This is a genomic window from Micromonospora sp. NPDC049081 (assembly GCF_040648835.1).
Taxonomy (GTDB): Bacteria; Actinomycetota; Actinomycetes; order Mycobacteriales; family Micromonosporaceae; genus Micromonospora; species Micromonospora antibiotica.
Map to the genome: position 1 here is coordinate 37654 of NZ_JBEZEK010000008.1, position 19657 is coordinate 57310.

The following is a 19657-nucleotide window of genomic DNA, read 5'->3' on the forward strand; positions in this document are numbered from 1 at the left end:
GGGTGCCCGGCCCCCCTCATCGGTCCCAGCCGGGCGTGCCGTGCCGGGCTGCCGGCGACCGGCTGTCGACGCGGCCGGCGGGATCTAGAGCCAGCCGGATCGGCGGAACATCCGGTGCAGGGTGAATGCCGCCGTCGCCATCAGCGCCAACGCGGCCGGGTAGCCGTACCGCCAGGACAGCTCGGGCATCCGCGCGAAGTTCATCCCGTAGACGCCGGCCACGGCGGTCTGGGTGGCGGCGATCGCCGCCCACGCCGCGATCTTGCGCATGTCGTTGTTCTGGTCCACCGCGAGCTGGGTGAGCCGGGACTGCAGGATCGAGTTGAGCAGCTCGTCGTAGGAGGTGATCCGGTCGACGGCCCGGGTGAGCCGGCCCTCCACGTCGACGTACCAGCGGCGCAGCCCCGCAGGCGGGCCGCCGTCCGGGCCGGAGACCAGGGCGCGCAACGGCTCCTGGAGCGGCAGCACCGCCCGCTTGAACTCCACCAACTCCCGTTTGAGCTGGTAGATCTGCTGGATGTCGGCGTTGTGCTCCGGGGCGAAGACGCTCTCCTCGACCCGTTCCAGGTCCTGCTCGAGGTGGGCGGCGACCTCCAGGTAGAGGTCGACCATCCGGGCGGTCACCGCGTACGCCACCGCCCACGGGCCCTCGGCGAGCAGCGACGGGCGGCCCTGGATCGCCTGGCGGACCGGCGCGAGGGCGCCGGAGGCGCCGTGCCGGACGGTGACCACGAACCGGTCGCCGAGCAGCACCATCACGTCACCGGTGTCCACCACCTCGGAGGTCGCGGTCAGCTCGCCCTGGGCGACGTAGGCGGCGGTGCGCAGCACCAGCAGGGTGACCGGGCCGTGTCGTTGCACGGTGGGCCGGTGCCCGTCGGCGAGGGCCTGTGCGACGGTCAGCTCGTCGAGACCGAAGACCTGCCCGACGGCGGCGAGCACCGCCGCGCCCGGGTCGTGCAGTCCCAACCAGACGAACGTGTTGCGGCTGCGCCGGGCCCGGGCGTACGCGTCGGCGTAGTGCAGCCGGCCGGTCTCCCGGCGGCCGTTGACATAGACCGCGCAGTCGACGACGGCATCGGGGTTGACCCGTCGGGTGGTGGCGGTAGTGGTCTCCCCGGCCTGTCGGCGTAGCCGGCCGACCAGGGTGTGCAGTCGGGGACCGAGCAGGGTCGTCAGCGCTCGCCGCTCCACCGGGTACCTCCGCCTCGCCGCCCGTCCGCCGGCCCACCGTAGTAGGCCGGCGCGACAGGGGTGGGGCCGGGCGACGGTCAGCCGACGGCGGTGGCCCGCACGACGATGTTGTCGGAGTAGTCGCGGGACCGTTCGTCGAACCGCCCCCCGCAGGTGACCAGGCGCAACGCCGGTCCAGGTCCGCCCGGCCCGTAGACCAGCGCGGTGGGGAAGTTCCGCTTCGGGTACGTCCCGACCCCGTCGACGGCGAAGGTGACGGTCCGCCCGTCGGCGCGGGTCACCCGGACGGTGTCGCCGGGGCGCAGCCGCCCGAGGTCGAAGAAGACCGCCGGCCCGTCCCGGGTGTCGACGTGCCCGACGACGACGGCGTTGCCCGCCTCGCCGGGGCTGGCCCCCGGCCGGTACCAGCCGGCGACGGCGGGACTGTCCAGTGGGGGCACCTCCAGGGTGCCGTTCGGATCGCCCGCCACCGGCACCAGGTCGGCGTGGACGCCGATGGCGGCGATGTCGATGCGGACCGGCGTCGAGCGGGGCAGGGCCGGGATCGGGGAGCGGCTGCTGTTGCCGCCGCTGACGTCGATGCTCGGCTGGGGTGGCCCGACCGGTCCGATGGTCAGCCCGGCGGCGAGCAGGGCGATCCCGGCGGCACCGCTGACCGTGACCGCCGTGACGGCGGTGCGGGTCCGGACCGTCCATTCGCGTACGCCCATCGCCCGTCCTCCCCGACGTCCGACGTGGTCGGGGTGCCCGCGCCGGTTCGCGCCGGTGCGGGCACCCGTCCCAGGGATGGTGTGTGGCTCGCCGTCAGGCGACCCGGCGTCGGTCGCGCCGGGGTGGCCGCCGGCCGTCAGCCGACGGTGGCCGCCGCCCGGCGTCGGCGGCGCAGCAGCACGGTGGTGCCGAGCGCGGCGGCCCCGGCGAGCGCGCCACCGGCGGCCAGCAGGCCGGTGTTGCCGGTGCTGCCGCCACCGCCGGCGGGTGCCCCGCCGATCGGTGTGACGGCGAAGGTGGCGCTGCCGGCGGCGCTGCCGTCACCGCAGGTGGCGGCGACGGTGTAGGTGCCCAGGGTGAAACCGGCGGTGAAGAGTTCGGCGCTCAGCCCACCGCCGGCGGCGGCGGTGGTGGAGCGGACGTTCTGGTCCCGGTCCGGGCCGGTGACGTGGAAGAGCACGTCACCGGACTTCGGGTTGCAGGTCGTCGCGGTGAGCACGACCGTTCCGCCGACCGGGGTGCTGGCCGGCGACACCGTGGTGTCCGCGAGCGCTGCCGTCGGGAGCAGGAGCGTGCCGAGTCCCACGCCGAGCGCCGTCGTTACGAGAACCTTCTGTGCCTTCATACGCGTCTTCCCTCACTTTTCGTCCGCTGTCTGCGTGGGACGTCGTTCGGGTGGCCAACTCCGTAACTCACCGGTGTGGCCAACACTAGGAGGGTTGGCCCCCCGTAACGGGGTAAATGAGAAATCTTCGTTGCCGTCACGTGTTTTCCCCCCGCGCCGCCGAGCGGCGGAAATGCCGGGACAGTGCGGACACCCCGCCCCGACCACAACCCAGCCTCCTAGGATGCCCTAGCGGTTGTGAACCACCGCGGGCGGCACAGACCGCACCCACCCCGACAGACCGCCAGCCGCCTCCCGTTTCGGGAGGCGGCTGGCGGGGCACGGCCCGGCGGAAGGTCAGCGGCGACGGGCCTGGAGGGTGTAGGTCTGGGGGAGTCGCCACGGGCGTTCGGTCAGCCGCCACTCGCCGTGCCCGTCGCGGACCTGCCGCCCCGGCAGCGCGTCCCAGGGGGCGCTGTCGTGCTCGCACAGCATGGTCAGCTTTAGCCCGGCGTCGAGCAGGGCGGTGACCACCTCGCCGAGCCCGTGGTTCCACTCGTGGGTGGTGTTGTGGGTGAAGGTCGCCTCGGTGCTCACATAGGTGCCGCCCTCGTCCCACACCACCGGCTCGGTGCGCTCGAAGTACGGGTGGTCGACCACCAGCAGGCCGTCCGGGCGGGTCTCGTCCAGGGCCCACAGCATCGGGTGCCCCTCGCGCAGGAACAGCCGCCCGCCCGGCCGCAGCAATGCGGCGACCACGCCCGCCCAACGCCTGATGTCCGGCAGCCAGCACAACGCGCCGACGCCCGTGTAGACCAGGTCGAAACCGCCGACACCGAGGACGTCGGGCGCGTCGTAGACGTCGGCCTGGACGAAGTCGACGGCCGCGCCGGTGCGCTCGGCCAGCGCCCGCGCCTGGGCCAGCGAGGCGCCGGAGAAGTCCAGGCCGGTCATCCGCGCGCCGAGCCGGTGCAACGACACGGTGTCGGTGCCGATGTGGCACTGCAGGTGCACGCCGCGCAGCCCGGCCACGTCACCGAGGCGGGGCAGGTCGAACCGGACCACATCGCTGGGGTACGCCGGGTCGGCGGCGAACCGGTCCACGGCGTAGTCCGGGGAGGCGGCCCGGTCGTCCCAGCTGGCCCGGTTGAGGGTGCGGTAGTCGGTGCCGGGCCGACCGGGGCCCGGGTCGTCGTTGTCAGTCACCGGCTGACGGTGGCAGATGCCGGTGGTCCGCTCAACGGCAATTCGGCGGCCGACCGCCCCGAGCCGGTGGACGACGGTGGGTGTCCGACCTGGCTGGTAGGTTGCCGGACCGTGACGGGGAAGGGCCTGGACGCCCGGTTCGGCCGGCTCTGGGCGGCGAGCACGCTGTCGGCGCTGGGCAGTGGCATGGCCACGGTGGCGGCCCCGCTGTACGCGGCCGCCCGCAGCGACGACCCGCTGGTGGTCGCCGCTGCCGCCGGGGCGGCCTGGCTGCTCTTCGCCCTGCCCGGCGGGGTGCTGGCCGACCGGCTGGACCGGCGGCGGTTGATGGTGGTCATCGACTGGGTCCGGGTGGTCGCCCTGGTGTCGCTGGGCGCGGCGATGCTGGCCGGGCAGGCCGGCATACCACTGCTGTACGCCGTGCTGTTCGTGGTGAACACCGGCGAGATCGTGTTCCGGTCGGCCAGTCAGGCGATGCTCCCCACGCTGGTGCCGACGTCCCGGCTGGAACGGGCCAACGGCTGGCTCGGCGGCGGCACCACGCTGGCCCAGGGGATGTTGGCGGGCCCGCTCGGCGGGTTCCTGTTCGTGCTCGCCGAGAGCCTCCCGTTCCTGGTCAACGCCGGCACGTACGCGCTCAGCGCGGTGCTCGTCGCGCTGATCGCCGGGTCGTACCGGGGCGGCGGGGAGGCGGTCCCGTCGGCGGCCCGGTCGGTGCGCGCGGAGATCGGGGCGGGCTTCCGGTTCCTGCTCGGCCAGCGGCTGCTGCGTGCGATGGCCGTGCTGATCGGCCTGCTCAACCTCACCCTGACGGCCGCGATGGCGGTGCTGGTGCTGCTCGCGACGCAGCGGCTCGGTCTGGACTCCGTCGGTTACGGCCTGCTGTTCACCAGCATGTCGGTCGGTGGGCTGCTCGGCGCGGTGGTCGGTGACCGGCTCATCGCCCGGGTCACCCCGACCTGGACGGTGCGGGTCGGGCTGCTGGTCGAGGCGGGGCTGCACCTGGCGCTGGCCGCCTCGACCAGCGCCTGGCTGGTCGGGTTCGCGCTGTTCGCGTTCGGCGTGCACGGCGCCCTGTGGGGGATCGTGTTCCACTCGCTGCGGCAGCGGCTGACCCCGTCGGAGCTGCGTGGCCGGGTCGGTGCGACGACGCTGTTCATCGCGGCCGGCGGCAACTGCGCGGGCGCGCTGCTCGGCGGGGTGGTGGCCGGCACGTTCGGGTTGACCGCGCCCTACTGGGCGGGGTTCGTGGTGGCCGTTGCCGTGTCCGCGGCGACCTGGCGGGTGTTCGACCGGTCCGCCGTCGTCGCCGCCTACGCGGGCACGGCACCCCGGCAGCCCGTCACGTCAGGCGGGGACGGGTAGCACCGTCCGTTCGGCGGCCGAGCGGTGCGCCAGCTCGATCAGCTCGACCGTGCGTACCGCGTCGCGGGGGTCCACCGGCAGCGGCCCGCCACCGCGCAGCGCCGCCTCGACCTGGGCGTAGAAGTCCTGGTAGCAGCCCGGTTCGGTGGGCACCGGCCGGAGGTCGTCGCCCGCGCCGAGCAGGCCGTACCGGTCGGGGGTGACCTTGCCCCAGCCGGGGGTGCCGGGTCGGCCGCCGTGGCGCAGCGCGTCCTCCTGCCCGTCGAGCCCGTGGCAGGTGTATCCGGCCCGGTCGCCGAGGACCCGCAGCCGGGGGCCGAGTTGGGCGGTGACGGCGCTCATCCACAGGTGGGAGCGGACCCCGCCGACGTGGGTGAGCGCCACGAACGCGTCGTCGTCGACCTGTGCGCCGGGTCGCCGCCGGTCCACCTCGGCGTAGACGGTGCCGACCGGCCCGAACAGCTGTACGGCCTGGTCGACGAGGTGGGCGCCGAGGTCGTAGAGGACGCCACCGGCGTCGGCCGGGCTGCCGCCTTCCCGCCAGCCGGCCCTGATCTGCGGTCGCCAGCGTTCGAAGCGGGACTCGAAGCGGGTCACCCGGCCCAGCGCGCCGTCCTCGACCAGCCGTCGTACGGTGCGGAAGTCGCCGTCCCACCGGCGGTTCTGGAACACGGTCAGCGGGACGCCCCGGTGGTGTGCCTCGTCGACCAGTGCGCGGGCGTCGTCGGCGGTGGCGGCGAGCGGCTTGTCCACCACCACCGGCAGCCCGGCGGCGACCGCCGCGCGGGCGTGGGACACGTGGGAGGCGTTCGGGGTGGCCACCACGACGAGGTCGAGGGCGTCCGGGTCGGCCCACAGCGTCCCGGCGTCGTCGACGACCCGGGCGTCGGGGTGCTCGGTGGCCAGTTGGTCCCGGCGTTGCGGGTCGGCGGTGACGACGGCGCTCAGCCGCAGGCCGGGGGTGGCGGCGATCAGCGGGGCGTGGAAGAACCGGCCGGCGACGCCGTAGCCGAGCAGCCCGACCCGCAGTGGCTGGCGCGTGCTGTCCGTCATGCTGGGTGCCCCGATCGTCGGCGCTGGTCGTCCGGTCGCACCGAACCTACGCGTCGCCGGTGACCGGCCGGTTCAGGCCCCCGTGGGGTCGGTCACCCAGCCGGCGATCAGCACCAGACCGGTGGGGCGGTGCACGGCGAGGAAACCGAACGGGCGGTCGACGTCGAGGCGGATCCGTCGTCGACGGACGGTGGCACGGGGTGGCGCGGAGCCTGCCCGCATGCCGATGGCGGTGACGGCTGCGGCGCGGAATCCGGTGGCGGTGAACTCGGCCCGGGCGCTCTGCCGGGCGTCGGAGACCGACAACTGGGGGCTGATGTCGGGGAAGTGGTCGCCGTCGCGTCCGGCGGCGACCAGGCCGAACAGGTCGGCGTGGTCGAGCAGGTCGTGGTCGCCGGTGACGGTGAACCCGACGGTACGCACCAGCAGTTCCGGTCGGTCGTCGTACCCCTCGACGGTGTCCTCGGTGACGCCCGGTCCGGCCGGTGCGGGCAGGGTCGCGGGGTGGTCGAGGGCGGCGAGCGCGGCGGGGAGCACCCGGGCGGCCGGTTGTCCGGCCGGGCCGAGGGCGAGCAGCACGTCGACGTCGGCGTCCCCGGTGACGGTGAGCAGGCTGATCGGGCCGGCGGGGGTGTCGGCGACCCGCAGCGCGGCCGGGTCGCCGCCGGCGCGGTGCAGTCCGGCCAGCGGGCGGCCCTGCCACGGCCCGGTCGTCGGCTGGCAGTGGGCCGGCCGGAACGGGGTGGCCCAGTCGACCAGGACGGTCAGCGCGTTCGCCAGCACCAGGGCGGTGCCCGGTCGGACCTGGATCGGCAGCCGGTCGATCAGGTCGTCGGTCTGCTCCCGCACCCACTGGTCGAGTCGCGGCTGGTCGACCGTCGGGTCGCCGGTCAGCTCACCCCGGGTCGTGTTGTCCAGTTCGGTGCGCCACCGCCGGCCCAGGGGCAGTCCGGCGCGGGACCAGAAGCCGGTTGCCAGCCGGGTGGTGGGGGAGTCGACGGGGGTGGCCGGGGTGGGGGCGACGGCGTGCAGTTCGTCGCGGGCCGGGCCGGTGGCGTACCGGGCGAGCAGGGCGAGCAGCGGGTACACCCCGGCGCCGGACAGGACGGTCTGCCGGTCGTCCAGTCGGGCGGCCCAGCGGGCGGTGAGGGCGTTGGCGGACGGGCTCATGGGGCGGCACGCTACCCGGGTACGCGGCCGGCGGCGTGCCGCCACCGGTGGGTGGCCCGGTGTGGGCGGGTGCGCGTGGTGGGTGGGGTCCGTGCCGCCGGTCGGTGGTGGTGTGACAGCGTGGCCGGGTGGGTGTGCGCGTACCGGCCGAAGTCGACCTGGCCGTCGTCGGTGGCGGCGGGGCCGGATCGCTGGTCCTCGCGGCGCTGGCCCGGCACGTGCTGCCGGGGCTGCGGGTCGCCGTGGTGGACCCGGTGCGCAAGCGTGGTCAGGACCGCACCTGGGCGTTCTGGGGCACCCCGGGGGGCGACCTGGAGCCGATGCTCAGCGCCAGCTGGTCGCGGGTGGAGGTGACCACCCCGGCCGTCGCCCGGGTGTTGGACCTGACCCCGTTGCGGTACGGGATGTTGCGCTCCGCGCCGGTGTACGAGCGGGCCGCCGAGGCGGAGCAGCGGCTCGGTGCGGTCCGGTACGACGCGGCGGTGGGGGTGCTCGACGACGACGGCTCGGCGGTGTCGGTGCGCGACACCGACGGGCGGGCGGTGCTGCGGGCCGGCTGGGTGCTCGACTCGCGTCCCCGTCCACCGCGTCGGCCCGGCCGGACGGCCTGGTTGCAGCACTTCCGGGGCTGGTGGTTGGAGTCGTCGACGCCGGTGTTCGATCCGGGGCGGGCGGTGCTGATGGACTTCCGTACCCCGCAGCCGCGACGGGGTGTCTCCTTCGGCTACGTGCTGCCGGTCAGTGACCGGTACGCGCTGGTGGAGTACACCGAGTTCTCCCCGGCGGTGCTCTCCGACGCGGGCTACGACGCGGGGCTGCGCGGGTATGCCGGGCTGTTGGGTCTGGACCTGGCGGCGTTGACGGTGCGGGAGGTCGAGGACGGGGTGATCCCGATGACGGATGCGCCGTTCGACCGGCGGCCGTCGCCCCGGGTGGTGCGGTTGGGCACCGCCGGTGGGGCGACCCGCCCGTCGACCGGGTTCACCTTCTCGGCGATGCACCGGCAGGCCGGGCAGGTCGCCGCCGCGCTCGCCGCCGGTCGGCCGCCGGTGCCCCGGCCGGCGTACCCGGGGCGGCACCGGTGGATGGACGCGGTGGCGTTGCGGGCGTGGGATTCCGGTGCGGTCGGTGGTCCGGAGTTCTTCGACCGGCTCTTCGACCGGAACCCGGCGTCGCGGGTGCTGCGTTTCCTCGACGGGGCGACCACGCCGGCGGAGGATCTGGCGGTGATGCGGTCCAGTCCGCTGCTGCCGATGACCTCGGCGGTGTTCGGTGACGCGGCCGGTCGGTTGCGCGCCCGGTTGACCCGGCGCTGAGGGCGTGACGACGGTCGCCGGTGGACCGGAGCGGTAGGTTCGGTGGCATGGTGGACGCGGCGGCCGGCAGGGTCGTGGAGATCTGGACCGACGGGGCGTGCAGCGGCAACCCCGGGCCGGGCGGTTGGGGTGTGCTGCTGCGTTTCGGCGGGCACGAGCGGGAGCTGTGCGGTGGCGAGGCCACCCCGACCACCAACAACCGGATGGAGTTGACCGCCGCGATCGAGGCGTTGGAGACGCTGACCCGGCCGTGCGTGGTGCGGTTGCACACCGACAGCACCTATGTGCGTAACGGCATCACCGGGTGGTTGGCGTCGTGGAAGCGTAACGGCTGGCGGACCGCGGCGAAGCAGCCGGTGAAGAACGCCGACCTGTGGCAGCGGCTGGAGGCGGCCTGTGCCCGGCACGAGGTGAGTTGGCACTGGGTGAAGGGGCACAACGGCCACCCGGAGAACGAACGCGCGGACGCGTTGGCCAACCGGGGCATGACCGAGGCCCGGTCGGCGGTGGGCACCTCCCGCTGAGCGCCGCCCCGGCTGCCGCCTTCCCGGTGGGCCGTCGAGCCCGCGACCGGTCCCGCCGGCCGCCGGCCCGGGTCGGCGGCCGGCGGTGGGTCGGGTCACTCGGTGGCGGGGTTGGCGGCTTCCTCCTCGGCGGGGTCGCCCGCGCCGGAGACCGCACCGACGTCGTACCCCGCGCGGCTGGTCTCCCGGGCCGACAGGTGTTCCTCGGCGGGCAGGTCGGCGAAGTCGTCGCCGGTGTCGCCGCCGCTGCCCAGCGACTCGCCCGGCGGGCGCAGCGACGCCTCGTACGCCGGTACGCCGTCCGGCTCGTCGGTGTCGGCCCGGTCGGTGTGTCGTTCGTCCGTCATGCCGACCTACCTGCCCGCCACACCGCCGGGCAAACCCGACCCGCCGTGCGGCGGTGCGGCCCGTCGAGCACCGCGCCGACCGGTCGGGTTCCCGCCGCGCTCGGTGCGGCCCGTGGAGCACGGGGCCGACCACCGGCCCCGGGTCCACCACCACCCGGCTGGGCCCACCACCCGGCTGGGCCCACCAGCGGGCTGGGATGTCAGCGGCGGGGGCGGCGTCCGCGGCCGGGGGCGCCCAGGCGGCGGGTCGGGGTGAGGGTCAGCCCGGTCCAGTGCCCGGGGTGGCGCAGCCGGGCGGGCAGCGCGGTGTGCCGGTCGCCCCGGGCCGCTTCCAGCTGCGACTGGTGCAGGAAGAGGGTGCTGGACAGGTCCGCCCCGCGCAGGTCCGCCCCGCGCAGGTCGACGCCGGTGACGTCGGCCCGGCGCAGGTCCGCTCCCCGCAGGTCCGCGCCGACCAGGCATGCGCCCCGCAGGTTCGCCCCGGTCAGGTCCGCACCGCGCAGGTTCGCGCCGAGCAGCATCGCGCCCCGCCGGTCGGCCCCGCCGGTGCCGGCGCGGGCGGCCTCGCTGGCGGCCGCGAGCAGCGGGTTCACCCGGCCCCGGTGGGCGTCCACGTCGACCGAGGCCAGCTCCCCGGGGGTGCCGGCGGCCAGGGTGTCGGTGGCGTCCCGGGCGGCGCGCAGCTGGTCACGCAGCGGGCCGTGCGGGGTGAGCGCCATTGCTTCGGTGAGGTACCAGAGCAGTTCGTGCAGCGGCCGCGCCACGGCGAACGCGGCGAACATGCCGGCGGCGGTGGTCGGGTCGTCGCGCCAGTCCCGCCCCGGGTAGGTGACCTGGCTGACCCGCTGGCCGGCACCGAAGCAGTCGAACACGACGCAGCCGGGGTAGCCGCGTTCCCGCAGCTCGTCGTGGATGCCGCACCGGGAGTCGGCGCCCAGTCGGGGGCAGGGCCGGCCGGCGGGCTTGTCGTGGGCGAAGTCGGCGGAGGCGGTGAAGGCGGGCGCGACGCAGCACAGCCCGACGCACCGGGTGCAGTCGGCCCGTAGCCCGGTGGTTTCCGACATGCCGTCCGTTCTCCCCGTCTCGACGCTGCTGCCGGCCGGTCGGGCCGGAGATCCCCGTGGGCCGGCTGCGGCCCCCATCATTGTCCGCCGGACGGCGACGGGGCGGCGACCGGGTGGGATATGGTCCGGTCACCGCCTCGGGACCCGGGAGGTGCGATGGCCACCGAGCATGTCGACGTGCTCATCGTCGGTGCGGGGTTGTCCGGGGTCGGTGCCGCCTGTCACCTGCGACGCGACTGCCCCGACAAGACGTACGCGGTGTTCGAGGCGCGCGACGCGATCGGCGGCACCTGGGACCTGTTCCGCTATCCGGGTATCCGTTCCGACTCGGACATGTTCACCCTCGGCTACTCGTTCCAGCCGTGGACCGACCCGAAGGCCATCGCCGACGGCGACTCCATCCGCCGCTACGTACGCGACACCGCCCGGCGGTACGGCGTCGACGAGCACATCCGGTTCCGCCACCGGGTGGTCCGCGCCGGGTGGGACAGCGGCACCGCCCGGTGGACGGTCCACGCCCGACGCGACGACACCGCCGAGGAGGTGGTGCTGACCTGTGACTTCCTGTTCACCTGCACCGGTTACTACCGGTACGACGCCGGCTACACACCGGACTTTCCGGGTGTCGAGCGGTACGCGGGCCGTCTGGTGCACCCGCAGCACTGGCCGGGGGACCTCGACCACACCGGCCGGCGGGTGGTGGTGATCGGCAGCGGTGCCACGGCGGTGACCCTGGTGCCGGCGTTGGCGCGGCGGGCCGGGCACGTCACCATGCTCCAGCGTTCCCCCACGTACGTGATCGCGTTGCCGACCCGGGACCGGGTGGCCGACCTGCTGCGCCGCGGGCTGCCCGCCCGGCTGGCGTACCCGCTGGTGCGGGGTAAGAACGTGCTGCTCGGCACCGTCAACTACCAGCTCAGCCGGCGGGCCCCGAAGGCGGTGCGGGCGTTCCTGCTGCGGGCGGCCCGGGGGCGGCTGCCGGCCGGCTACGACGTGGACCGGCACTTCTCGCCGCGCTACGACCCGTGGGACCAGCGGCTCTGCGTGGCACCGGACGGGGACCTGTTCGCGGCGGTGGCGTCGGGGCGGGCGTCGGTGGTCACCGACACCGTCGACACGTTCACCCCCGGCGGCGTCCGGCTCGGCTCCGGCGTCGAACTGCCCGCCGACGTCGTGGTCACCGCCACCGGCCTGCAACTGTTGGCCCTCGGCGGGATGGCCCTCACCGTGGACGGTGTCGACGTCGACCTCGGCGCGACGGTGGCGTACAAGGGGATGATGCTCTCCGGGGTGCCGAACTTCGCGTTGACCATCGGTTACACCAACGCCTCCTGGACGTTGAAGGCCGACCTGGTCGCCACCTACGTCTGCCGGTTGCTGCGGCACCTGGACGCCACCGGCCAGCAGGTCGTCACCCCCGTCGCGCCCGCCGACGGGCCGTTGTCACCGATCATCGACCTGCGGTCGGGGTACGTGCTGCGCAGTGTGGACGGTCTGCCCAAGCAGGGTCCCCGGACGCCGTGGCGGCTGCACCAGAACTACGTCCGGGACGTCCTGCTGATGAAGCACGGCCGGCTCGTCGACGAGGGGGTGCGGTTCTCCCGGGCGGCCGCCGACACCCCGGTCGGTTGAGTCGACCCCCCGTCGACCACACTGCAATCCGTTCCTGTTTCGCAGCGAGGAGGCCGCGTGCGTAGCTTCGTTTTCCCGGCCGGGACCGCCGTGGTCACCGGTGCCGCCAGCGGAATCGGTGAGGCGCTCGCCCACGGGTTGGCCCGGCGCGGTAGCGACCTGGTCCTGCTCGACCGGGACGTCGACCGGCTCGACGCGGTGGCCGCCGCGATCCGGGCCACCCACCCACGTCGACGGGTCGACACCCACGTGGTCGACGTGGCCGACCTGTGCGCCACCGCCCGGGTGGCCGAGGAGATCCAGGCCCGGCATCCCCGGATCCGGTTGCTCGTCAACAACGCCGGGGTGGCCCTCGGTGGCCGGTTCGACCAGGTCACCATGGACGAGTTCCACTGGGTCGTCGACATCAACTTCCGGGCTCCGGTGCAGCTCACCCATGCTCTGCTGCCGGCGTTGAAGGCCGAGCCGGGCGCGCACCTGGTCAACGTCTCCAGCCTGTTCGGCCTGATCGCGCCGGCCGGGCAGACCGCCTACGCGGCCAGCAAGTTCGCGCTGCGCGGGTTCACCGAGGCGCTGCGGCACGAGTTGGCCGAGGACGGCATCGGGGTGACGTCGGTGCATCCCGGCGGCATCGCCACCCGGATCGCCCGTAACGCCCGGGTCGGCAGCGGGGTGGCCCGCGAGGAGTTCGCGGCCACGCTGCGGCAGTTCGAGAGGTTGCTGTCCATCGCGCCCGAGCGGGCCGCCGAGGTGATCCTCGACGGCGTCGAACGGCGTCGCGGCCGGGTGCTGATCGGCTGGTCGGCGAAGTTGCCCGATCTGCTGGGCCGGGTCCTGCCCGGCTCGTACGGTCGGCTGCTCACCGCCGGTATCCGCCTCGCCGGTGGTGCGGCGGGGCGTTCCGCCCTGTCTCCCCGGTCGGCGGCCCCGGTCCCGACCGACCTGCCCGCCGGTGAGGTGGCGTGAGGGCCCGCGTCCCGGCACCGCCGGTCAGGGCGGGTTGCTGCCCCGTTTCTCCTCCTGCGCCAGCACCGCCTCCCGGTGCTGCGGGTCGTCCCGGGCGGCAAGCTCCGCGGCCAGCCGGGGGTCGGCCACCAGCTTCTCCCGGTTGTGGTGCAGAAACGCCGCGAACCCCCCGGTGTACGGGCAGGCGAGATCGCCGAGTTCCCGGTCCGGCTGGTAGCGGCAGCCGGTGCAGTAGTCGCTGATCTCGTCGATGTACCGGCCGTCCACGGCGTAGGGGCGGGTGTCGACCCGGGGCAGGTCGGCGTACTGGCTCAGGCCGATCACGGTGGTGTTCATCGCCCAGTCGACGCCGTCGACGAAGCAGCGTTGGAACCAGTCGGCCAGTTCGGCGGGGCGCCACCCGCGTTGCAACGCGTGGTTGCCCAGCACCAGGAGCCGTTGGGCCTGGTGTGCCCAGCCCCGGTCCCGGACTCCGGCGAGCACGTCGGCGAGGCAGCGTGCCTCCACCGCGTCGGCGTCGAGGTCGAGGAACCACGGTGGCAGCGGTTCGGTCGCGGCCAACCGGCCGGTGTCCGGCCGGGCCGGCTCGACGTGCCAGTAGAGCTGCCAGAGGAACTCGCGCCAGCCGAGAAGACCGCGCAGGAACGCCTCCACCGAGTCCAGTGGGGCGTCGCCGGCCCGCCAGGCGGCCTCCGCCCGGGTCACCGCCACCGCCGGGTCGAGTAGCCCGAGGTTGAACGAGGCGGAGAGCATCCCGTGGGCCAGCACCGGGTCCTCGGCGCTCATCACGTCGCCGTAGCGGCCGAAGTCGGGCAGCCGGTACCGCAGGAAGTGCTCCAGGCGCTGGTCGGCCTCGGCGTGGCTGGCCGGGTGCGCGCGGGGGGCGTCCCGGCCGACGAACCGCACCCCGTCGCGTTCCCACCGGTCCAGGTCGGCCCGTACCTCGGCGTCGATGTCGTCCTCGACGATCGGCGGTGCGGGCGGTACGTCCAGGGCCCGCCCGCCGGGGGTGGGTCCGTGTGCGGTCGGTCCGGGGCCGGTGAGCACCCCGTGCCGTCGGGTCGCGTGCCGGTAGAAGTCGATCATCCGGAGCGGTCCCCGTCGGGGCTGGTCGGCCCAGTGGGCGAAGTCGGCCCGGTCGGTGACGAAGCCGCGGGGTGGCAGCACGGTCAGTCCCGGGACGGACCTGACGAAGTCGTGGGTGGCCCGGGTGCTGGGGTGGCAGACCTCGACCGGGCCGTCGACCGACTTCAGGGCCTCCCGGAAGGTGCCGGCGCGCACCAGCAGCGCCCGGTCGCCCAGTTCGGCGGCGCGGTGGCGTAGGGCGCTGAGGATCAGGTGCGCCTTCTGCCGGTGCAGCCGCCTATGCCGGAACAACTCGCTGACCTCGATCAGCAGCACCGGTTGCCGGTCGTCGTCCAGGAAGTGCGGCCCGAGTTGATCGGCGAGCAACCACCGGCGGGGAGACATGTGTCGATTGTGCCCAGTCAGCCGATCACCCCGCGTGGCGGGGTCGATCGGTCGGGTGATCCTGCCCGGGTGGTGCGCCCCCGCAGCCCGCCGGTCGGTGCCGGCGCGGGCGACCGGGTGCCGGCGGGGTACGGGCCACCCGGTGCCGGTAGTGGCGCGGACCACCGGCGGTGCACCCGCCGGGGGCGACCGGGCCCCGGGCGACGCACCATTGCGGCATGACGAAACGCCGTACGCCGGCACGGGTGCCCGCCGCGCGGGTCGACCGGCGGCCGGTCGGGGTGACGCGGGCGGGTACCGGCTCGGCGTGCCGGTGAGCGTCCCCGCCGGCCCCGCCGGTCGTCGGGCCACCGCGGTCTGGGCGGTGGCCGTCACCGCCTACCTGGCGGCGGTGTTCCACCGCAGCTCCCTCGGGGTGACCGGGGTGGAGGCCACCCACCGCTTCGACATCAACGCCTCCGCCCTGGCGGTGTTCTCGGTCGCCCAGCTCGCCGTGTACGCCGCCATGCAGATCCCGGTCGGGGTGCTCCTGGACCGGTACGGCTCACGTCGGCTGCTGCTGGCCGGCGGCGCGCTGATGGTCACCGGTCAGCTCTGCTTCGCCGTCGCCACCGACGTCCGGTTGGCGGTCGGCGGGCGGGTGCTGGTGGGCCTCGGTGACGCGATGACCTTCATCAGCGTGCTGCGGATCGTCGCGTTCTGGTTCCCGGGTCGACGCAACCCGCTGCTGGTGCAGCTCACCGGCACCTTCGGCCAGGTCGGGGCGATCCTCGCCGCGGTGCCACTGGTGGCGTTGCTGCACCTGGCCGGTTGGACCCCGGCGTTCCTGGTCGCCGCCGGGCTCGGGGCGACGGCGGTGGTGCTGGTGCTGGTGGTCGTCCGGGACGGCCCGCACGTCGGGCCGGGCGTCGCCGCCACCCCCGCCCTGTCCACCGTGCGCCGGGAGTTGGCCGCCGCGTGGGCCGAACCGGGCACCCGGCTGGGCCTGTGGTCGCACTTCGTCGCCCAGTTCTCCGGTGCGGTCTTCGCACTGCTGTGGGGCTACCCGTTCCTGGTGCAGGGGCAGGGCCTGCCGCCGACCGTCGCCGCGTCCCTGCTCACCCTGATGACGGTCGGGGCGCTGCTCGCCGGGCCGCTGGTCGCCTACCTGTGCGCCCGGCACCCGTTCCACCGCTCGGTGTTGATCTTCGTCATCGCCGGGGCCAGCGCCGGGGTGTGGGCGGCGGTGCTGGTCTGGCCCGGCCGGTCGCCGTACTGGCTGCTGGTGATCCTGGTGCTGGTGTTGGCCCTCAACGGCCCCGGTGCGGTGGTCGGCTTCGACTACGCGCGCACGTCCAACCCGGTGCACCGCATCGGCAGTGCCACCGGCATCGTCAACGTCGGCGGATTCGTCGCCTCGATCGTGCTGGTGCTGGCGATCGGGGTGGTGCTGGACCTGACCACCCCGGCGGGTGCGGCCGCCCCACCGCTGACGGCGTTCCGGTGGGCGTTCGCCGTGCAGTACCTGCTGTGGGTGCTGGGCGCGGTGCAGGTGCTGCGGTACCGCAACGCGGCCCGCCGCCGGCACGCCACCCGACCGGGGGAACCTGCGGCCGAGCCCGGTGCCGCGGTGCGTGTACCCCCGGGGGAGGGGCCCGACGGCGGAGGGTGACGGGCCGGCGGATGGTGGGTCCGGCGGACCGGTGGGGCGGGCGGCATGATCGCGGTAGGTTCGGCGGTGAGCGGGACCCCACCCGGCCGTCGTGCCGGCAAGCAGGGAGGACACAACGTGAGCCAGGAAGTCCGGGGCGTCATTTCACGGAGCAAGGGCGCTCCGGTCGAGGTCACCACCATCGTGGTGCCCGACCCGGGGCCCGGCGAGGCGGTGGTACGGGTGCAGTCCTGCGGGGTCTGCCACACCGACCTGCACTACCGCGAGGGTGGCATCAACGACGACTACCCCTTCCTGCTCGGCCACGAGGCGGCCGGGGTGGTGGAGCAGGTGGGCGCCGGGGTGACCGATGTCGCCCCCGGCGACTTCGTGGTGCTCAACTGGCGGGCGGTGTGCGGGGTGTGTCGGGCCTGCCGCCGTGGCCGGCCGTGGTACTGCTTCGACACCCACAACGCCGCCCAGAAGATGACCCTCACCGACGGCACCGAACTGACCCCGGCGCTGGGCATCGGCTCCTTCGCGGAAAAGACGCTGGTCCACGCCGGCCAGTGCACCAAGGTCGACCCGGCGGCCCGGCCCGCCGCCGTCGGGCTGCTCGGCTGCGGTGTCATGGCCGGCCTCGGCGCGGCGATGAACACCGGGCAGGTCACCCGGGGTGACTCGGTGGCCGTCATCGGCTGCGGCGGGGTCGGCGACGCGGCGGTCGCCGGTGCCGTCCTGGCCGGCGCGACCACGATCGTCGCGGTGGACACCGACGGTCGCAAACTCGACTGGGCGCGCAGGTTCGGCGCCACCCACACCGTCGACGCCTCCGCCGAGGACGCCGTCGAGGCGATCCGGGCCGCCACCGGTGGGTTCGGCGCGGACGTGGTGATCGACGCGGTGGGGCGGCCGGAGACCTGGAAGCAGGCGTTCTACGCCCGGGACCTCGCCGGCACCGTCGTCCTGGTCGGGGTGCCCACCCCGGAGATGACCGTGGACCTGCCGCTGCTGGACGTCTTCGGCCGGGGCGGCGCGCTCAAGTCCAGCTGGTACGGCGACTGCCTGCCCAGCCGGGACTTCCCGCTGCTCACCCAGCTCTATCTGCAGGGTCGGCTCGACCTCGACGCCTTCGTCACCGAGGAGATCGCCCTGGACCAGGTGGAGGAGGCGTTCCACCGGATGCACGACGGGGACGTGCTGCGTTCGGTGGTGGTGTTCCCGTGACCGCCCGGGTCGACCACGCCGTCACCTCCGGCACGTTCTCCCTCGACGGGCAGACCTTCGACGTCGACAACAACGTCTGGGTCGTCGGCGACGACACCGAGTGCGTGGTGCTCGACGCCCCGCACGACGTGGCCGCGATCCGCCGGGCCGTCGGCGACCGCCGGGTGGTGGCGATCCTCGCCACCCACGCCCACGACGACCACGTCCGGGTCGCCCCCGAACTGGCCAAGGTCACCGGTGCGCCGATCCTGCTGCACCCCGACGACCGGGTGCTGTGGGATCTGGTGCACCCCGGGCTGGCCCCGGACGGGGAGTTGTCCGACGGTCAGGAGATCACCGTCGGGGACACGGTGCTGCGGGTGCTGCACACCCCCGGGCACAGCCCCGGGGCGTGCAGCTTCCACGCCCCGTCGCTCGGCGCGGTCTTCACCGGCGACACCCTCTTCGCCGGTGGTCCGGGGGCAACCGGGCGGTCGTACAGCGACTTCGCCACGATCGTGGAGTCGATCCGGACCCGCCTGCTCACCCTGCCGGCGGACACGGTGGTGCACACCGGGCACGGCGACGACACCACCATCGGCGCGGAGGCCCCCCACCTGCAGGAGTGGCTGACCCGCGGCCACTGACGGCACCGGCCGGGCGGCCTTCACCGCCGCCCGGCCCCGGCGGGCCTAGGATCGGCCGGGTGACCGACGACAACCGCCCCCCGGGCGTACGGCAGCTGCGCCTGGTGGTGGAGGCCGAGGACTACGACGCCGCGGTCGCCTTCTTCCGGGACGCCCTGGGGCTACCCGAGCAGGCTGCGTACTCCGGTGCCGGGCAGGCCCGGGTGGTGATCCTGGAGGCGGGCCGGGCCACCCTGGAGATCGCCAATCCGGCGCAGAAGCGGATGATCGACGACGTCGAGGTGGGCCGTCAGGTGGCCCCGAGGCTCCGACTGGCCTTCGAGGTGGACGACACCGCCGCCGTCACCGGTCGGCTCGTCGCCGCCGGGGCCACCGAGGTCGCGCCGCCCACCGTCACCCCCTGGCATTCGCTGAACTCCCGACTCGACGCGCCCGCCGGCCTTCAGCTCACCCTGTTCCAGGAGTTGCGGGACCGCGACGAGCGGTCCACCGCCGACGGCTTCGGCACCGACGGCTGACGCCAGCACTGGTCCGCCCGCCGGGGTCCTGCTGCCGGCCGTCCTGTGCCCTCCTGCCTGCGCGCGGGCGGCCCACACCCGGTCCGGACGGCCACGCCCGTCCGGACCCGCGTCGTGCGATTCGGGTCGTCTGTCCGGTATGAGACCGCGCGAGCCGCCCGCCGGTGACCCGGACCACAGCCCGGGCCGGCCACGGCATTTCCGGAATGACCGACACGCCCGGCTGGTTGTGTCCCCCATACGCCGGCCACCACACCCCCGGCTGGCGTGGGAGTTCCCCCGAGGCCCGCTCACCCCGGAGCGCGTCGCCACGATCGAAAGGGCAACCATCGTGAAGCTGGACTTCACTCGATGGCTCCCGGCCATCGCGAAGGACCGCAGGACCGCACTGGGCATCGCCGGCGTCGCCGCCCTCGGCGGCCTGGCGTTCGGCCCGGCGGCCGTGGCCGCCCCCGTCACCACCGGCCCCCACCAGGGGGCCCGCGCCGCGATCGACCTGGCCACCGGCAAGAGCCGGCAGGGCGTCACCGTCGAGTCCGGCCTGACCACGGGCACCCCCACCACCGAGGTGCCGGCCGGTAAGCCGAGCACCGACGAACTCATCCCGCACGGGCTGGAGGGCGCCCAGTCCCGCGTCCCGCTCGACGACGCGCAGGTCGCCAACGCCAAGGCGATCATCGCCGAGGCCAAGCGGACCGGCGTGGGGGAGCGCGGCGCCGTGATCGGCGTGGCCACCTCGTTGCAGGAGTCGAAGCTGTACAACCTGGGACACCTCGGCGCCTACAACGACCACGACTCGCAGGGACTGTTCCAGCAGCGCCCGTCGTCGGGGTGGGGCAGCCCGGAGCAGATCACCGACCCGCGGTACGCCTCCCGGGCGTTCTTCTCCGCGCTGAAGAACGTGCCCGGCTGGGAGGACCTGCCGCTGACCACCGCCGCGCAGACCGTGCAGGTCTCGGCCTACCCGTACGCGTACGCCCAGTGGGAGCAGCAGGCTGCGGACCTCGTCCAGCAGCACTGGTGACCAGTTGACG

19 protein-coding genes are annotated in these 19657 nt (G+C 74.5%); 10 read left to right on the plus strand and 9 right to left on the minus strand.

Going from position 1 to position 19657, the window contains the following annotated elements; translation table 11 throughout:
* Nucleotides 1-84: 84 nt before the first annotated feature.
* The 4 genes from AB0B63_RS14260 to AB0B63_RS14275 all read right to left on the minus strand — a co-directional run bounded on the left by AB0B63_RS14260 (nt 85) and on the right by AB0B63_RS14275 (nt 3715).
* Nucleotides 85-1194, minus strand: coding sequence for a magnesium and cobalt transport protein CorA (locus AB0B63_RS14260; protein ID WP_357018307.1), 1110 nt, complete (start codon nt 1192-1194; stop codon nt 85-87).
* Between the two features lie 77 nt (nt 1195-1271).
* Nucleotides 1272-1904: a class F sortase gene (locus AB0B63_RS14265; protein WP_208565865.1), complete on the minus strand. Its 633-nt coding sequence runs from the start codon at nt 1902-1904 to the stop codon at nt 1272-1274.
* 137 nt (nt 1905-2041) lie between these two features.
* On the minus strand, nt 2042-2530 hold the full coding sequence (locus AB0B63_RS14270) for a hypothetical protein (protein ID WP_208565866.1): 489 nt from the start codon (nt 2528-2530) through the stop codon (nt 2042-2044).
* A 336-nt stretch (nt 2531-2866) separates the two neighbouring features.
* A complete protein-coding gene (locus AB0B63_RS14275) occupies nt 2867-3715 on the minus strand; it encodes a class I SAM-dependent methyltransferase (protein WP_357018312.1) in 849 nt (282 codons plus the stop codon).
* 111 nt (nt 3716-3826) lie between these two features.
* Between AB0B63_RS14275 and AB0B63_RS14280 the strand changes: the two genes are divergently transcribed.
* Nucleotides 3827-5080, plus strand: coding sequence for an MFS transporter (locus AB0B63_RS14280; RefSeq protein WP_357018315.1), 1254 nt, complete (start codon nt 3827-3829; stop codon nt 5078-5080).
* Here AB0B63_RS14280 and AB0B63_RS14285 read toward each other — a convergent pair.
* Complete coding sequence (locus AB0B63_RS14285; protein ID WP_357018318.1) at nt 5063-6133, minus strand: Gfo/Idh/MocA family oxidoreductase; 1071 nt, start codon at nt 6131-6133, stop codon at nt 5063-5065. The two genes, AB0B63_RS14280 and AB0B63_RS14285, sit on opposite strands and share 18 nt — an antisense overlap.
* A gap of 72 nt (nt 6134-6205) precedes the next feature.
* On the minus strand, nt 6206-7303 hold the full coding sequence (locus AB0B63_RS14290) for a serpin family protein (RefSeq protein ID WP_208565870.1): 1098 nt from the start codon (nt 7301-7303) through the stop codon (nt 6206-6208).
* A gap of 128 nt (nt 7304-7431) precedes the next feature.
* Here AB0B63_RS14290 and AB0B63_RS14295 point away from each other — a divergent pair, with 128 nt between their 5' ends.
* Together AB0B63_RS14295 and rnhA are read left to right on the plus strand one after the other, a co-directional pair.
* Nucleotides 7432-8619 carry a lycopene cyclase family protein gene (locus tag AB0B63_RS14295; protein ID WP_357018321.1) on the plus strand — a complete coding sequence of 396 codons (1188 nt, stop codon included), beginning with the start codon at nt 7432-7434 and terminating at the stop codon, nt 8617-8619.
* A 47-nt stretch (nt 8620-8666) separates the two neighbouring features.
* Nucleotides 8667-9143 carry a ribonuclease HI gene (rnhA, locus tag AB0B63_RS14300; RefSeq protein WP_208565872.1) on the plus strand — a complete coding sequence of 159 codons (477 nt, stop codon included), beginning with the start codon at nt 8667-8669 and terminating at the stop codon, nt 9141-9143.
* 95 nt (nt 9144-9238) lie between these two features.
* On the opposite strand, the gene AB0B63_RS14305 is transcribed toward rnhA, so the two are convergent.
* Nucleotides 9239-9490, minus strand: coding sequence for a hypothetical protein (locus AB0B63_RS14305; protein WP_208565873.1), 252 nt, complete (start codon nt 9488-9490; stop codon nt 9239-9241).
* A 200-nt stretch (nt 9491-9690) separates the two neighbouring features.
* Nucleotides 9691-10554, minus strand: a complete 864-nt coding sequence (locus AB0B63_RS14310; RefSeq protein WP_357018325.1) for a pentapeptide repeat-containing protein — start codon at nt 10552-10554, stop codon at nt 9691-9693.
* 156 nt (nt 10555-10710) lie between these two features.
* Here AB0B63_RS14310 and AB0B63_RS14315 point away from each other — a divergent pair, with 156 nt between their 5' ends.
* Together AB0B63_RS14315 and AB0B63_RS14320 are read left to right on the plus strand one after the other, a co-directional pair.
* Nucleotides 10711-12186, plus strand: coding sequence for an NAD(P)/FAD-dependent oxidoreductase (locus AB0B63_RS14315; protein ID WP_219462101.1), 1476 nt, complete (start codon nt 10711-10713; stop codon nt 12184-12186).
* Nucleotides 12187-12243: 57 nt separating this feature from the next.
* Nucleotides 12244-13152, plus strand: a complete 909-nt coding sequence (locus AB0B63_RS14320; RefSeq protein WP_208565876.1) for an SDR family NAD(P)-dependent oxidoreductase — start codon at nt 12244-12246, stop codon at nt 13150-13152.
* A gap of 24 nt (nt 13153-13176) precedes the next feature.
* On the opposite strand, the gene AB0B63_RS14325 is transcribed toward AB0B63_RS14320, so the two are convergent.
* Entirely contained in the window at nt 13177-14622 is a 1446-nt protein-coding gene (locus AB0B63_RS14325) for a cryptochrome/photolyase family protein (RefSeq protein ID WP_357018330.1), read from the minus strand.
* 307 nt (nt 14623-14929) lie between these two features.
* Here AB0B63_RS14325 and AB0B63_RS14330 point away from each other — a divergent pair, with 307 nt between their 5' ends.
* From AB0B63_RS14330 to AB0B63_RS14350, 5 genes are all read left to right on the plus strand, one after another.
* Nucleotides 14930-16273: an MFS transporter gene (locus tag AB0B63_RS14330; protein WP_357018333.1), complete on the plus strand. Its 1344-nt coding sequence runs from the start codon at nt 14930-14932 to the stop codon at nt 16271-16273.
* 117 nt (nt 16274-16390) lie between these two features.
* A complete protein-coding gene (locus AB0B63_RS14335) occupies nt 16391-17479 on the plus strand; it encodes an S-(hydroxymethyl)mycothiol dehydrogenase (RefSeq protein ID WP_208565879.1) in 1089 nt (362 codons plus the stop codon).
* A complete protein-coding gene (locus AB0B63_RS14340) occupies nt 17476-18105 on the plus strand; it encodes an MBL fold metallo-hydrolase (RefSeq protein WP_208565880.1) in 630 nt (209 codons plus the stop codon). Before AB0B63_RS14335 ends, AB0B63_RS14340 begins: the two co-directional genes overlap by 4 nt.
* A gap of 59 nt (nt 18106-18164) precedes the next feature.
* Nucleotides 18165-18623: a VOC family protein gene (locus tag AB0B63_RS14345; RefSeq protein WP_357018338.1), complete on the plus strand. Its 459-nt coding sequence runs from the start codon at nt 18165-18167 to the stop codon at nt 18621-18623.
* A 331-nt stretch (nt 18624-18954) separates the two neighbouring features.
* On the plus strand, nt 18955-19647 hold the full coding sequence (locus tag AB0B63_RS14350) for a hypothetical protein (protein WP_357018341.1): 693 nt from the start codon (nt 18955-18957) through the stop codon (nt 19645-19647).
* Nucleotides 19648-19657: the final 10 nt, after the last annotated feature.